This window comes from Streptomyces sp. NPDC127068, assembly GCF_042724695.1.
Taxonomy (GTDB): domain Bacteria; phylum Actinomycetota; class Actinomycetes; order Streptomycetales; family Streptomycetaceae; genus Streptomyces.
The window spans coordinates 1-13,489 of record NZ_JBHXEN010000073.1 but is presented as its reverse complement, the minus strand read 5'-3'; the positions used below and the strand labels follow the sequence as shown (position 1 = coordinate 13,489).

The following is a 13,489-nucleotide window of genomic DNA, read 5'->3' as shown; positions in this document are numbered from 1 at the left end:
TACGCCGTCACGACCGTGTCGCGCCCCGGCGCGGCACGGTCCCCCTCTCCCCGGGTGCCGCCCGTACGGCTCTGTGGAGGTGCCGCGCAGCGGGGCGTGTCGGAGTCTGGACCGGGAGCGTGGTGCGGGTGCCCGCGCCCGAGGAGGCGAGGTCCCGGATGGCCCAGGCGGCGGAGCCCGGCCCGGCGCGCCCGGTCGGCGAGGTGCTGCGGGACCCGGGGTACCTGCGGCTGCTGCTGCTCGCGACGGTGCTGGGGGTGCCGCTGTCCCTGGTGGCGTTCGGTTTCCTCGCCCTGGAGCACGCCGCGCAGAACGGCCTCTGGGAACACCTGCCGCAGCACCTCGGCTACGCGGTCGCCCCCTGGTGGTGGCCGCTTCCCCTGCTGGCCGTCGGGGGGCTGCTGGTGGCGTGGGTCGTCACCCGACTGCCGGGCGCCGGCGGGCACGTGCCGGCCCGGGGGTTGAACGCGGCGGCGACGGAACCGTCCGCCCTGCCCGGGGTGGTACTCGCCGGGTTGGCCTCGCTGGCCTTCGGCGCGGTGCTGGGCCCCGAGGCGCCGCTGATGGCGATCGGCAGCGGCCTGGCCCTGCTGGCGGTCCGGTCGGCGCGACGCGCCGGATCGCCGCAGTTGGTCGCCGTCCTGGGGGCGGCCGGCTCGGCCACCACGATCTCCACCGTGTTCGGCAGCCCCCTGGTCGCCGCGGTGCTGATCATCGAGGCCGCCGGGCTCGGTGGCCCCGGGCTCCTCGCCCTGATCCTGCCCAGCCTGCTCGCCAGCGGGGTGGGCGCCCTGGTCCTCACCGGGTTCGGGCGGTGGACGGGACTCGACACGGGGGGACTGGCCCTGCCCTCGGTGCCGCCCGACGATCCCTTGGAAGCGGGGGACTTCCTCTGGGGGGTGCCGCTGGCGGTGGTGATCGCGGTCGTGATGTGGGTCGCGGTCACCCTGGGCGGTCGGATCGCCGACTGGACGGCCAAACACCCCGGGCCGCGGACCGTGCTGTGCGCGGTGGCGGTCGCAGTGGCGCTCGCCGCCTACGGGCTGTGCACCGGCCGGTCGCCCGAGGAGGCCGCTCTCTCGGGTCAGGAGACCCTGGCGGAGTTGGCCGCCGACCCGGGTGCCTGGCCGATCTCCGTCCTGCTCTGGCTGCTGCTGTTCAAGGGGCTGGCGTGGTCGGTCTCCCTGGGCGCGCTGCGCGGCGGCCCGATCTTCCCGGCGTTGCTCGTCGGACCGGTCCTCGCGTTGGTCTTCGCGGGCCTGCCGGGCTTCGGGGTGACGACCGCGCTGGCGGTGGGCATCGTCTCGGCCGCGGCGGCGGTGACCCGGCTGCCCGTGACGGCGTCGGTGCTGGCCACCCTGTTGCTCGGCCGGGACGCGCCCGAGCAGATGGCGGTCGTCCTGGTCTGTGCGGTGGTCGCCTTCGCCACCGGGGAACTGCTCCGCTCACGCCGTCACCGCGGAACCTCGGCGGACGCGTCTCGCGGGCGCCCGGGGTGACGTCTCGGGCCCGGTGGGTCAGGCGGCCTGGGCGGGGAGCCGTCCGGACTTCACCGCGGCGACCAGCGCGGCGTGATCGCGTTCGTTCTGGTCGGCGTACTGCTCGGCGAAGTCGGCGACGGCCCGGTCGAAGACCTCCCCGCGCCCCAGATAGGCGGCGATGGCGATCCGGTCCCCCGATCTGGCGTGCGCCCGGGCGAGGTTGGCTCCGCAGAGCTCGCCGAAGAGCGCCATGCCGCGCGGCACCATCAGCCGGGTCTCCATGATGCCCTTCCAGTCGCGCAGTTGGCGCACGTAGAAGTCCCGCTGCTCGCCGTCGGGTGCCCGGACCCGCTCCCAGCCGAGGAAGATGTCACTGGCCGCCTGCATGAGGCGCTGTCCGGCGACCACCCGTTCGCCCTGGGTGCGGAACTCGCTCTCGCCGGCGTAGGGGGCGAGCACGGACCGGTCGGCCTCCTTGGCCTGGAGGAACAGGGGGTCGCCGCTGTCCCGCCCGATCAGCAGGACGATCCAGCAACGGGTGCCGACGCTGCCGACGCCGACCACCTTGCGCGCCACGTCCACCACGGTGAACTGGCTCAGCAGCCGGCGGCGGTCCGTCGGCAGGCTCTCCCCGTAGCGGGCGATGAGGTCGTCGATCATGGCGGCGAGTTCGCTGCGCTCCCGGTCCGGGAGCAGGGCGGCGGCCGGCATGACGACGGGGGGCGCGGGGACGATCCGTCGTTCGCCGTCCACCAGACGGGTGAGCTTGTCGAACGCCTGGAGGCTGTCCCGGGTGCGGGCCTTGGCGAGGGTGCGGGACAGCATCTTGCGGCCCCGTCGCTGCAACCGTCCCGAGGCCAGGAGTTCCAGTTCCTCGGCGTCGGCGATCGTGTACCAGACGGCGAGGTTCGACATCCCGGCGAACAGGCGCATCCGCTCGCGGTACGAACGCACCGTGGCGCGGACGATCGCCCGGCGCTCCGCCGTCGTGAACCCGTTCTCCCGGCCGGCGATGACGAAGCTGGCGGCGAGGCGTTTGACGTCCCACTCCCACGGGCCGGGCAGGGTCTCGTCGAAGTCGTTGATGTCGAAGATGAGCTTGCGCTCCGGGGAACCCAACAGGCGGAAGTTCAACAGGTGTGCGTCGCCGCAGAGTTGGGCGTGCAGTCCGGTGGTCGGGGTGGTGTCGAGATCGGCGGCCATGATGGCCGCGGCACCGCGGTAGAAACGGAACGGGGACTCCGCCATGCGTGCGTAGCGGATGGGCACGAGGTCGGGCACGCGGGTGGCCGACTGCGCTTCGACGATCCGTAGCGGGTCCACGGACGTACGGGTGAACTCCGCGTGGCTGGAGCGCGGGGTCTTGGACCGCGCCGCCCTGCCCCGGGCCGCCCGCTGGTCGGGCGGGAGCCACGGTCGGTCACCGGACGCGTTCGGCCTGATCCCTTTGTTGCCGTTCCTTCCGCTGTTGCCGTTCCTTCCGCTGCTCCCGCTGTTGCCGCTGGTCGCTTTGGTTCCGCTGTTCCCGGGCATCACCACACTCCTCACCCGGGCGCCCCCGGCTGGCGACGGACTCTGCGCCGGGGCGTGCGGGGGTCGGTCCCGTCCCTTCCACCATCCCACTCCCCCGCCCCACCGGCATCACCCGCGCGACGGGCCGGGTGATGCGGACGCCGCAACACCCCTGCAACACCCCGGAAGCGGGTCCCGCACGGCGCGGAACAGGGGCGCGCACGGTGCACCCGGGGGTGCGGGCGCGACCAACGTTGCCGATCCGGGGGTTACCGTGCGCAACGGGCCGCACACCCTCCATGCTGTGCCTCGTCCCGCGGCTCCGTCGGGCGCAACGGCTGTCGCCCCGGCGGGTGCGACGGCAGGAGGAGGTCATCATGGACCGATCGCTGCTCACGGTGAGGACGGCGCTGGTCCTGCTGCTCGCCGTGCTGGCCGGTACGGCGGTGGGGGTGCTCAGTGTGCTCGCGGGGGAGGGTGCGGCGCGGGGAGCGCTCACCGCGCTGACCGCGGCGGGACTCGCGCTGCCGCTGGCGCACCGGATGATCGCGCCCGAGCCGAGCGGGGGGCGACGCCCGGGGGAACCCACGGGGCGGAGGGACGGTCATGGCTGAGCTGCGCCCACTGGCCGGAGACCTCTCCCGGGAGGCCCGGGCGCTGGCCCAGGCGCTGCGGGAACTGTTCGACGGGCTGGACGTGTCGGTGCGACGGTACGCGGCCCGACGCAAACGCGACCCGGGGACCTTCTCGCGTTATCTGAGCGGGACCCGGGTGCCGCCCTGGGAGGTGGTGACGGACCTCTTCACCGACCTGGCGGAACACCGGGGCAATGCCGCCACTCCACGGGCGATGGAGCTCCTGCGCGCGCTGCACCGGGCCGCGGTCGCCACGGGCTCCTCGCCCCGTCACGCGGTCGAGGTGCTGGAACGCCAACTGGCGGACGCCGACCGTGACTCCCGCCGCTCCACCGCGCGGGGCGACGTACTGGGTGATGCGCTGCTCGACCGGATGCACCAGATCGCCGATCTGGAGGTGCGGCTGAACCAGTTGGAAGCCGAGTGGGGCAACGAGCGGGAACGGGCGAACGCCCTGGAGGCGGCCTGCCCGGACGTCTCGGAGTTGCTGCGGGAGCGTGACACCCTCCAGAGCGAGGTGGCGCGGCTGGCCGCCGACCTGCGGGCGGCACGGGACCGGCACGAGGAGGCCGAGAAGCGGTGTGCGCTGCTCGAACGCCAACTGGAGGCGGTCGAACGGGTGCAGCGGGGTGCCGCGCTGTCGGCCGCGCCCCCGGGCACCCGGTGCCTGCCGAAGATCCTCGTCGTGGACGACCAGGCGGACAACCTGCTCGCCATGACCGCGGTGCTGTCCACGCTGGACCAGGAGTTGGTGGCCGTGTCCTCGGGGCGCGAGGCCCTGAAGGCACTGCTCAACGACGATGACTTCGCCGTCATCATCATGGACGTCCAGATGCCCGACATGGACGGGTACGAGACCGCCGCGCACATCAAACGGCGGCCCCGGACCCGGGACGTGCCGATCATCTTCCTCACTGCCATGGGGGTCGATGCCGAACACTCGGCCCGGGGCTACGCGGCCGGCGCCGTCGACTACCTCGGCAAGCCCTTCGACCCCTGGGCGCTGCGGGCCAAGGTGGCGGTGTTCACCGGCATCCATCTGGAACGCCGGGCCGGCGGCCGGTGAGGACCCGCCCGCGATCACCGCACGTCTGTGCCTGCCCGGCACGCCGGTGCTGATGCTCAGCCGGTACGTACTGGCCGTCCTGGCCCATCTCAGGGGCGTTCGTGCTGGTGGTCTCGGTGGCCGGACTTCAGCACCGTGGCGGACCCGGCAGCCGCGCTGCTGGCCTTCTTCGAGGGCGGATGGTGACACGACGCCTCGTACGCGCCGGGCGTTCGGTTCCTCGGAGCCGCCGGGCCCGCCCCGGCTGCGGCAGCCGGTCAGGCTTCGGCGCGGGCCGTCCCGACCTCGCGCTCCCCCGCGTCCGGGGACCCGATCGGCACGGCACGGGCGCTGACCAGGAGGTTGACGGGTTCCTCGATCCCGGGGGGCAGACCCTCCAGCGGCTCCCACACCACCTCGCCGAAGCCACTCGCATGCAACGCTCGCTCGATCGCCTCACAGCTCCAGTAGCGCGCGGGCAGGGTGGTGGGCGGAGTGGTGGGGATCGTGAGCGGAGACGGGTCCCCGTCACGGGCGTTCTGCGGCCGGTGGACGACGAGACCGTTCATCTGCGCCGTGTCGGCCGGCAGCCGCGGGTTGCCGACGAAGGCGACGAACCGCCCGCCGGGGACGAGGTTGGCCCGGATCCGCTCCAACATCCGGGCCAGTGCCTGCCGGCTGTCGGCGTAGTGCAGCACCGCGACCGCGACCACCGCGTCGAAGGCGCCGAGCACCGGCATGTCCACGGCGTCGTGCACCTCGTAGCGCACCCCCAACGGCTCGTGTTCTTCGAGCCGCCGTGCCACGTCCACCATCCCGGCGGACAGATCCACCCCGAGCACCCGTTCGGCGCCCCGACGCCGCAACAAACGGCTGTAGGTGCCGGATCCACATCCGACGTCCAAGACCGTGGCACCGTCCACCGGACCCAACGCCCGGGTCAGTGAGGGCACCTCGATGAGACTGCGGTACGTACTGAACACGCGCTCCACGTCGGTGTAGTCGCTCGCGATTTCGTCGTACTGCTCGGTGAGTGTCAACTCGGGTCTCCTTGGCAGGAAGGACGGCGGCCAGGGGCGGTCCGTGGACCGCTGCGGTGCGGGACGCACCACGAGGAATCCCTGGCGGGGGTTGCGGCTGAGGGCGCCGAGCCCTTCGAACATCTCCTGGGCCACCGGCATCAACTTGTGGTAGCAGGTGACCGACGAGGGAACGTTGAGGATGGCGGGCGTGTCCAACAGGAACGGCAGTTCCGCACGCAGGTAGGCGAGCCCCGCCTGCATCTGGGCGGCCACCAGGACGGGTTCCGTGGGGCCGGGCACGTGCGACACCAGCAGATCGCGGACCTGCGCCTGCGCCGATCCCATGAGGGAGCCCTCCGCCCCGAGGTCCGGTTCGATGCGGCGCAGCACCTTCTCGTACTGCGGCAGGCCCTCGTATGCGGACAGGGGATGTACCCGGATCCGGCCGTGTTCGGCACCCGAGGTCATCTCCAGGGCTCGCCGGATCCTCCGCCGCACGTCCTTGAGCATGCCCTTGGTGCGCCTGCGGGCCTGCGCGGGGGGCAGTCCCGTCGCCACCAGCATGGCGTCGATGTGCGTGTCGATGTACAGGACGTCCACCAGGCTGAAGTGCTGTTCCGCCCAGACCAGCAGGGACCCCAGCCGGTCCTGACTGAAGTAGCTGTTCCCGGTGCTGACCCCGATCAGCGCGTGGTCCCCGCGCTCCAGGACCCTCTGGCAGGTACGGGTGAGGGGCATTACCTCGAACATCGTCTTGTCGTCTCTCCTCGGCCGGCCGCCCTCTCCGCCTCAGCCGGCGACGGCGGGCGCCGTGCGCTGGATCAGGTCGGAGTCCCTGAGCAGCACGGTGAATCGTCCGCACACCTCGTCGAGGAAGGCAGGCAGGTCCCTCGGAGTCATGGGTCCGCACATGAAGTCCTCCAACTGCTTTTGCACGGATGCCAGTTCCTCGTGGGCCACGCCACGGTCCCGCAGCATCACCAGCACCCTGCGGGCCGCGTCGATACAGCGGAAGGGGCCGTACTGCTGCGGCTCGTCGAGGAGGCCGCGGCCGCTGCTCAGCAGGTAGGCCGCCAACAGGAGGAGTTCTTCATCGACGGGCCAGGGTGTGGTTTCCCCAGAACTCATAGCTGACTACCTCGGCTCGGTTTCGGCGTGGTGGTGATGCGAGCGGCCTCTTCGGGTACCCGATCGGCACCATGAGGAGGGGTTCCAGGTGTTCGGGCAGCCCCAACAGCGTGCGGGCGGCGTGTCGGCGGAAGCTCGCGGCGGGACAGCCGCCCAAGCCGAGGGCGTGTGCGGCGAGCAGCAGGTTCTGCACGGCCATGGCCACGCACAGCAGTCCCTCGTCCCAGAACTCCCCGTCGTCCTTGACCGCCCGTGACCGGTCGAAGCAGGCCACGACGACGAGGGGCGGAGGCTCGATGATTCCCGGCGAGAAGGCCCTCAACAGTCGCAGGGTGCGCGGGTCGCGGACCGCCACGAAGGCCCACGCCTGCTTGTTCCCGCCGGTGGGGGCGGCCAGTATCGCGTCCAGCAGACGGTCCAGCGCGTCGTCGTCGACGGGCTGGGCGGTGTACTGCCGCACCGCACTGCGGGTCCGTAGCACCTGGACGAGGTCTGATGACTTCCGCGTGGACAACCGCTTCCTCCCTGGGCTCCGCTGACCGGGGCACCCGGGAACGATCCGTTCCGGGGGGCGCGCCGAGGAGTTGAGTGGGACGCCGTGGGGGGACGGCGTCCGGAGCAAGACTGTGGCACGCACGGGGAACTCTGTGATCGGCCGCTGGTGATGTTCACCCGGGCGGGGGGCTAAGTCCTCTTTTCCGCACGGCCCACCCGCACGGACCGCCCCGCACGGCCCACCCCACGCGGACCGTCTGCGGGGGGGGGTGCTTTACCCGGTGCCGCGCACGTAGGCGAGGACCGCCCTGACCCTGCGGTGGTCGTCGGGGGCGGGGGGCAGTTCGAGCTTGAGGAAGATGTTCGCGATGTGCTTCGCGACGGCCGCCTCCGTGACGACGAGCGCCCTGGCCACCGCCGCGTTGGAGCGGCCCTCGGCGATCAGTCCGAGCACTTCCCGCTCGCGCCGCGTCAACCGGTCCAGCGGGTCGCGGCGGCGGGCCAGGAGCTGCCGGACGACCTCGGGATCGACGACGGTACCGCCGGCGGCGACCCTGGTCACCGCGTCCATGAACTCCTCGACGTCGCCGATCCGGTCCTTGAGCAGGTAGCCGGTGCCGGCACCGGCGCGGGACCCGAGGAGTTCATCGGCGAAGGTCTGTTCGACGTACTGGCTGAGCACGAGTGCGGCGAGCGTGGGGCGCAGCCGGTGCAGGGTGCGTACCGCGCGCAGGCCCTCGTCGGTGTGGTCGGGGGGCATGCGGACGTCGGCGATCACCACGTCCGGCCGGTGCTCGGTGGCCGCGGCCACCAGGGACGGCCCGTCCCCGACGGCGGCGGCCACGGTGTGCCCGAAGCGTTCGAGGAGCCCGACGAGCCCTTCGCGCAGCAGCACCGCGTCCTCGGCGATCACGACCGTCAACCGGCTCATGCGCGGGCCTCCACCGGGATCTCGACGCGGACGAGGGTCGGTCCGCCGGTCGGGCTGGACAGCAGCATGCGTCCGTCGACGGCGGCCACCCGGTCCGCCAGCCCGACCAGTCCGGTGCCGCCGTCCGGCCGCGCACCGCCCCGACCGTCGTCGGACACCTCCACCACGAGTGCGCCGCGGGCGAGGCTCCCGGTCACCCGGCAACGCTGCGCCCCGCTGTGCCGGGCGACATTGGTGAGCGCCTCGGAGACCGCGTAGTAGGCGGCGACCTCCACCGCGGTGGGCAGCCGCCGCGCCAGATCGAGGTCGAGGTCGACGGGGACGGGCGAGCGACCCGCCACGTCCCGTACGGCGAAGGGCAGTCCGCGCTCGCCGAGCACGTGCGGATGGACCCCGCGGATCACCTCCCGCAGTTCCTCCAGCGCCTCCTTCGCCATCCGGTGCGCAGCGGCGACCTCCCCGGCCGCCCGCGATCCGGGCGGTAGGTCGAGTCCGGCGAGGCCGAGCTTCACGGTCAGCGCCACCAGTCGTTGCTGGGCGCCGTCGTGGAGGTCCCGTTCGATGCGGCGCCGCTCCGACTCGTAGGAGTGCGCCAGTCGGGCGCGGGAGCGGCGGACCTCCTGCAACTCCCCTTCGCGGGGCGCCAGTACGGCTCGCGCGACGGCGGCCCGTGCTCCCGCCCATACGGTGACGGGGTAGGCGGCCACCGGCAGCAGCAGCGCACCGGCGACCGGACCGGCGACCGAGGCCCACGGCGGGGCGGTGGGCTGGAGGGGGGCGGTGAGCAGCACCCCGGGGATGCCCGCCGCCACCAGGAGCAGCGCGAGGTCGGCCCATCCCACGGCGAGCACCGACACGGCTCCGTACCCGGTGGTGCGCCAGGGGTCCGGTGTCGGTGCACCGTCCGGCGGCCGGCGGGCGTCGGCGGTGACGATCCGCAGGCGCCAGCGCTCCAGCGGCCCGGACACGGCGGCCACGAAGGCGAGGACGGCGACGGCCCCCGTCGCCGCCGCGACCGCTCCGATCCGCGACCAGGCGGCGGCCAGGCCGCCCACCGCGGTCCACGCGGCCACCCCGAGCAGTCCGCCCGGCAGGAGGTAGCCGAGGGACCGCCAGGGCCAGGAGGTCAGGAGGAAACGCAGGGGCTGTCGGATCAGCGCCTCCAGCGCCGTTCGTGGCATCACCCGTCGAAGGTATCCATGGAGGGCCGGCGGGCGCAGTAGTGCCAGGTGGAGTGTGCGGACTAGCCCGGCTGCCCGTGTGCTTCGACCGGTGCCCGGCTTGACTCGACGCATGCTCATCACCGTTCCTCCATCGACGACGGCACACCCCGTCGAACTGGGCGCGCTCACCCGGCACTTCGGCAGCGGGGAGGGCGCGGTGACCGCGCTCGACTCGGTCGACCTGGCGTGCGCGCGGGGCACCCTGACCGCGGTCATGGGCCCCTCCGGCTCCGGCAAGTCCACGCTGCTGCACTGTGCGGCAGGCCTCGAACGACCCACCTCCGGGCGCGTCGTCCTCGACGGCACCGACCTCGCCGGGCTGGACGAGACGGGCCTCACCCGGTTGCGCCGTGACCGGATCGGCTTCGTCTTCCAGTCGTTCAACCTGGTCTCCGCGCTCACCGCGGAGCAGAACGTCGCCCTGCCCCTACGGCTCGCGGGCCGTCGCCCCGATCCGGCCGTCATCGCCGCGGCACTCGACGAGGTGGGGCTGGCCCGGCGCGCCCGGCACCGGCCGAGTGGACTGTCCGGGGGCCAGCAGCAGCGGGTCGCCATCGCCCGGGCGCTGATCGGTGACCCGGCGGTGGTCTTCGCCGACGAGCCCACGGGCGCCCTCGACACCAGGACCTCCTGGCACGTCCTCACCCTGCTCCGTCGGCTGGTGGAGGAGCGGAGCCAGACGATCATCATGGTCACCCACGACCCGGTGGCCGCGTCCTTCGCCGACCGGGTGGTCCTCCTGGCGGACGGCAGGATCTCCGACGAGCTGACCGAGCGGACGAGCGCCACGGTCATCGCGACCCGGACGGCGAAGCTGGAGGCGGGCGCATGACGTACCTGCTGGCCTCGCTGCGCGAACGGCGGACCGCGTTCGTCGGGGCGTTCGCGGCACTCTGCCTGGGCGCTGCGCTCTTCACGATGAGCGCCCTGGTCCTGCTGTCGGGCGGTGCCGGGGTACCCGAGCGGTACGCGGCGGCCCCGGTCGTCGTGCACAGCGGCGCCGCGGACCCGGCGACCTTCCTGGAGGCGGCTCCGTTCGCACCGGCGGACACCGAGCGGCTGACCCGGCGGTTGGGCGCGCTCCCCGGGGTGCGGGCCGCGGTGCCCGACCGTTCCTTCGCCGCGCAGGCACTCGACGGTCGGCGCCCGGTCGGTGAGCAACGCCCGGGTGACCGGCTCGGCCGCGGTTGGTCGAGCGCGGCCCTCGCCCCGTACCGGCTCGTGTCGGGCCGGGCTCCGCGGCAGGCCGACGAGGTGGTGGTCGACCGGTCGCTGGGGTTCGCGACCGGTCGGCGGATCACCCTGCTGACCGCGTCCGGACCCGGTGCGTTCAGAGTGTCCGGCACGGTCGGGGGGCCCGGCTACTACGTCACCGACGCCCGTGCCGCGGAACTGGCGGGCGGGGTGCGGGTCATCGGTCTGCGACTCGATGACGGCGCCGACCCCGGGGCGGTGGCTTCGGCGGCCGGGCGGGCGGTCGACGGCACGGGGCGGGTGCTCCACGGGGAGGAGCGGGAGGCCCTCGTCGCCGGCGCGGACGAGGAGGTCCGCTGGATCGGTGGGCAGGTCGTCACGGCCATGACGGCGCTGTCCGCGTTCGTCACGGTCTTCGTCGTGTCCTCGGCCTTCGCCTTCACCGTCGCGCGGCGGCGCCGCGAGTTCGGTCTGCTGCGCACGGTCGGCGCTTCACCCCGGCAGGTGAGACGCGCGGTGTACGGGGAGGGCCTGGCGATCGGCGCGGTGGCCTCCGGCGCAGGTGTCCTCATCGGCACGCTGGGTGCGCCGGAGTTCGGTGCGGTGTTGGTCGACACGGGTTTCCAGCCGCGCGGCTTCGCCGTCGAAGCGCGGCCGTGGGTGTCGGCGCTGTCCTTCGTCGTGGGGGTAGCCGTGGCGTTCGCCGGTGTGTGGGCGGCCTCGCGCAGGGCCTCCCGCATAGGACCGATGGAGGCCCTGCGCGAGGCGGCCGTGGACGACCGGCCGTTGCCGCCGGCGCGGCGGGCGATCGGGCTGCTGTGCGTCGCGCTCGGGGTCGCCGCGGCGATCGCCAGCGCGGCGGTGGAACCCGGGGACATGATCGCGACGGCGCTGTTGACGGCCGCGGGGTTGATCACCGGAGTGGCGCTGCTGATGCCGGCGTTGGTTCCGCCGCTGGCCCGGCTGGCCACGCGCCCGCTGGCACACCGACGGGGCGCCACCGGGATGTTGGTGCGCGCCTGGCTCCTGACGGCGGTGCGCCGGACCGCTTCGACGGCCGCACCGGTCCTCGCGACGGTCGCGTTCACCGTGCTGATCACGGCCAACACCGAGACGACGGCGCAGGCGTACGAGCGTCGGGAGGTCGCCGCGGTGCGTGCTGAGGGGACCGTCGTTCCTGACGGAACGCCGGGACTCACCGATGCGGAGGTCCGGCGGATCGACGGCTCGGCGATCCTCCCCACGCTGATCCACGGCGGCCCCGGACGATCACCGCTGACGGCGATCGGCATCGAACCGGGGCCGTACGTCGAGGTCCACGGCCCGGTCGAGACCGTCCACGGTGACCTGGCGGCAGTGTCGGAACCCGGCACGATGGCCGTCTCCCGGTCGGGGCTCGCCGCGCTGGGGGCCCGCGCGGGCGGCGGGGTGCCGGTCACCTTCGAGGACGGTTCCACCGAGCCGCTGCGGATCGTGGCGGTGGTGGAGGACCGTCACCTGCCGTACGGTGCGCTGCTGTCGCGGGCGCTGGTACGGGAGCACGACCCGTCCGCCCTGACCTCGGCCGTGCACCGCACCGGTCCGCCGCGGGCGGTGTCGGGCGGCCGGGAGATCTCGGTCGGGGAGTACGCGGGACTGGCGGACGCGGAGGAGGACCGGTTGATCCGGGTGTTCACGGTGCTGTTGGTCGCCGTGTCCGCGGGGTACACCGGGATCGCCGTGGCGAGCACATCGCTGATGTCCACCGCCGACCGCGCGGGCGACCTGCGGGTGCTACGGCGGTCCGGCGCGACCTCGCGCCAGCTGTTGGGCGCCCTCACCGTGGAGACCGTGCTGGTGGTGCTGATCGGCACGGTGACGGGGGTGTTGGCGGCCCTGCCCTCGCTCCTGGGCATCCGGGCGGGCCTCAGCGGCACCTTGGGTGTTGCGGTGCCGCTCGTCGTCCCCTGGCCGCCGGTGGGCGCCGCGGTGGGGGCGACGCTGTTCCTCGCGCTGGCGGCGACGCTGCTCCCGGCCCGCCGGGTGATGCGCGACTGAGGGCGCCCGGGGACGTTCCGACGTGCGGGGCGCGGCCCGGTGGTGCTGCCGGCCTCGCCCGGTGCTGCCGGCCTCGCCCGGTGCCGCCGGGCTCGGCGGTCAGTTCCTGGTGCGCGTCCGGTCGAGTGCGCTGCCGATGGCCCCGCGCACTCGGTCGTGCTGTGCGCCGAGTCGGTGGCGCGGGTCGGCCCACCGGTCGCGCGGGTAGCTCCACACGGGGACGGTCACGTGCTCCTCGGGCTCCCATGCGTACCTCGGCCAGACGTGGGCGTGGAGGAAGGGGCCCTTGTTCCCCAGGATCTCCAGGTTGACCCGGCGGAACCCGGGGTCGAGGCTCCGGCAGGCCCGCTCGACGGCCTCGCCGAGCTGGTCCATCGCGGAGAGGAACGCCAGCCGTGCGGGCCGCGGCAAGTCGGAGAGCCGCTCCGCGCCGGGCACTTCGGTCAGGAGGACGCAGTACCCGGGGAGGAACTGCACGTCCCCGATCACCGCGAATCCTCCGTCGAGGCGACGGAGCACGGTCGGGTTCTCCCCTCGGAGCGCGGCACCGACCCGGTCCGCACGCCAGTCTTCGTTCATGGCCCCAACCTATCTCCGAGGTCGGGGCCGACACCCCGGGCCGGTCGGGAGGGCACGATCCCCCACCCGGCCCGGGGGCCGGGTGGTTTTTTGCGTTTGGGGGCACCCCCCCGGGCAAAGAAAACGGGGGGGGGGTGGGGGGACATTTTTGCCGAAAAGCCCCCCCGGGAACGTGGGCCCAGGGTGAAAAGGGTGACGCGCGGGACC

Annotated in this window: 12 protein-coding genes; 5 read left to right on the top strand and 7 right to left on the bottom strand. The window is 73.4% G+C overall.

Annotated features, from left to right (window positions below; genetic code table 11):
• The first annotated feature begins 158 nt into the window (after positions 1-158).
• Positions 159-1,499, top strand: coding sequence for a chloride channel protein (locus ACFWIA_RS31940; protein ID WP_387010747.1), 1,341 nt, complete (start codon positions 159-161; stop codon positions 1,497-1,499).
• An 18-nt stretch (positions 1,500-1,517) separates the two neighbouring features.
• On the opposite strand, the gene ACFWIA_RS31935 is transcribed toward ACFWIA_RS31940, so the two are convergent.
• Entirely contained in the window at positions 1,518-3,014 is a 1,497-nt protein-coding gene (locus tag ACFWIA_RS31935) for a DUF2252 domain-containing protein (RefSeq protein WP_387010746.1), read from the bottom strand.
• Between the two features lie 356 nt (positions 3,015-3,370).
• Between ACFWIA_RS31935 and ACFWIA_RS31930 the strand changes: the two genes are divergently transcribed.
• Both ACFWIA_RS31930 and ACFWIA_RS31925 read left to right on the top strand, forming a co-directional pair.
• A complete protein-coding gene (locus ACFWIA_RS31930; protein ID WP_387010745.1) occupies positions 3,371-3,607 on the top strand; it encodes a hypothetical protein in 237 nt (78 codons plus the stop codon).
• Positions 3,600-4,694: a response regulator gene (locus ACFWIA_RS31925; protein WP_387010744.1), complete on the top strand. Its 1,095-nt coding sequence runs from the start codon at positions 3,600-3,602 to the stop codon at positions 4,692-4,694. Before ACFWIA_RS31930 ends, ACFWIA_RS31925 begins: the two co-directional genes overlap by 8 nt.
• 257 nt (positions 4,695-4,951) lie before the next feature.
• Here ACFWIA_RS31925 and ACFWIA_RS31920 read toward each other — a convergent pair whose 3' ends face one another.
• The 5 genes from ACFWIA_RS31920 to ACFWIA_RS31900 all read right to left on the bottom strand — a co-directional run bounded on the left by ACFWIA_RS31920 (position 4,952) and on the right by ACFWIA_RS31900 (position 9,430).
• Positions 4,952-6,445, bottom strand: a complete 1,494-nt coding sequence (locus ACFWIA_RS31920) for a tRNA-dependent cyclodipeptide synthase (protein WP_387010743.1) — start codon at positions 6,443-6,445, stop codon at positions 4,952-4,954.
• Positions 6,446-6,484: 39 nt separating this feature from the next.
• Positions 6,485-6,823, bottom strand: coding sequence for a DUF6092 family protein (locus ACFWIA_RS31915; RefSeq protein WP_387010742.1), 339 nt, complete (start codon positions 6,821-6,823; stop codon positions 6,485-6,487).
• A complete protein-coding gene (locus tag ACFWIA_RS31910) occupies positions 6,786-7,337 on the bottom strand; it encodes a nitroreductase family protein (RefSeq protein ID WP_387010741.1) in 552 nt (183 codons plus the stop codon). Before ACFWIA_RS31910 ends, ACFWIA_RS31915 begins: the two co-directional genes overlap by 38 nt.
• A 255-nt stretch (positions 7,338-7,592) precedes the next feature.
• The gene (locus ACFWIA_RS31905) at positions 7,593-8,249 is read right to left on the bottom strand and encodes a response regulator (RefSeq protein ID WP_387010740.1); all 657 of its coding nucleotides are present in this window, start codon (positions 8,247-8,249) and stop codon (positions 7,593-7,595) included.
• On the bottom strand, positions 8,246-9,430 hold the full coding sequence (locus tag ACFWIA_RS31900) for a sensor histidine kinase (RefSeq protein ID WP_387010766.1): 1,185 nt from the start codon (positions 9,428-9,430) through the stop codon (positions 8,246-8,248). The genes ACFWIA_RS31905 and ACFWIA_RS31900 overlap by 4 nt, the downstream gene beginning before the upstream one ends.
• Before the next feature lie 112 nt (positions 9,431-9,542).
• On the opposite strand from ACFWIA_RS31900, the gene ACFWIA_RS31895 reads away from it, so the two are divergent.
• On the top strand, positions 9,543-10,304 hold the full coding sequence (locus ACFWIA_RS31895; protein ID WP_387010739.1) for an ABC transporter ATP-binding protein: 762 nt from the start codon (positions 9,543-9,545) through the stop codon (positions 10,302-10,304).
• Entirely contained in the window at positions 10,301-12,703 is a 2,403-nt protein-coding gene (locus ACFWIA_RS31890; protein ID WP_387010738.1) for an FtsX-like permease family protein, read from the top strand. The genes ACFWIA_RS31895 and ACFWIA_RS31890 overlap by 4 nt, the downstream gene beginning before the upstream one ends.
• Before the next feature lie 99 nt (positions 12,704-12,802).
• Here the strand turns inward: ACFWIA_RS31890 and ACFWIA_RS31885 are convergent, their stop codons facing one another.
• Positions 12,803-13,282, bottom strand: coding sequence for an HIT family protein (locus tag ACFWIA_RS31885; protein ID WP_387010737.1), 480 nt, complete (start codon positions 13,280-13,282; stop codon positions 12,803-12,805).
• Positions 13,283-13,489 lie beyond the last annotated feature (207 nt).